The sequence below is a fragment of the Vibrio sp. YT-19(2023) genome (assembly GCF_033337395.1).
Window position 1 is genome coordinate 1 of the sequence record NZ_JAWOQN010000346.1, and the last position, 807, is coordinate 807.

Annotated in this window: 2 protein-coding genes; both read right to left on the reverse strand. The window is 45.8% G+C overall.

Annotation, left to right across the window (positions count from 1 at the left end; translation table 11 throughout):
- The coding region (locus R7E78_RS25815) for an IS66 family transposase (RefSeq protein WP_318058567.1) at window positions 1-399 on the reverse strand (399 nt) is incomplete at its 3' end.
- Between the two features lie 35 nt (window positions 400-434).
- Complete coding sequence (locus R7E78_RS25820; protein ID WP_140112838.1) at window positions 435-704, reverse strand: DUF6444 domain-containing protein; 270 nt, start codon at window positions 702-704, stop codon at window positions 435-437.
- Between the last annotated feature and the right edge of the window lie 103 nt (window positions 705-807).

Sequence of the window (807 nt, forward strand, 5' to 3'; positions counted from 1 at the left end):
TTCGTCAGCATGAATCAAAGTCGCTTTCTTTAACGCTTGTTTTATCGCCTGATGCAATGGCGTTAGCATTGAAGCGACCTTCGTTTGCGCTTCGCTAATCGCGCCGACCGAAAAGGTTGTGCCAAGCTGTTCTTTAAGTAGAGATTGGATTTTCCGAACACTGAGGTGATATTGCCCTGCAAGAACTCCAATGTAACTTAATAAGTTCGGCCCTATAATCCCTTGCGATGCATCGTCAGGCTTTTGAGCCTTGACGGTTTCTTTACAGTGCCGACATTGGCCTGAAAATAAACGGTATTCGGTGATATCGACAGTGGGTTTTGGAATATCGAAGACCTGATGGCGGTAGTAAGGGCCACCTTGAACATCGATATCAGACTGGGCACAGCAAGGGCACACTTCAGGAAAACAATCGATAACTACATCCGTTGCTTTCAGTCGTGAGAGTTTTCGTTGATGCCCTGTGTGGCCTTCTTTAGCTCCTCTCGAATTGCAACCACTAGAGCTTTGATCTTTTTTCGCTCATGCTTGTCCTTAGGGTTGTCAGACGAAGGTGGTTTCGATGAGTTTTTGGAGTTAGTAGCTTGTTTATCGGTAAGGTGGCGCAACTGTTCCCACAACTCTTCAATCAGTGCGTTTGCTTCGTTAAGGTCAGAGGCTACGGGCGGTTCCTCTTGATATTTAGGGGCTTTCTTTCTGCTCATAACAAACAGGATGAAGCACTGGAATGATCACTCAATAGCCAAGAATGGATCAAGTGCTGAGTGTCACACTTTTTCTGTCAATAGGGGCTTGGTGAACACTTAC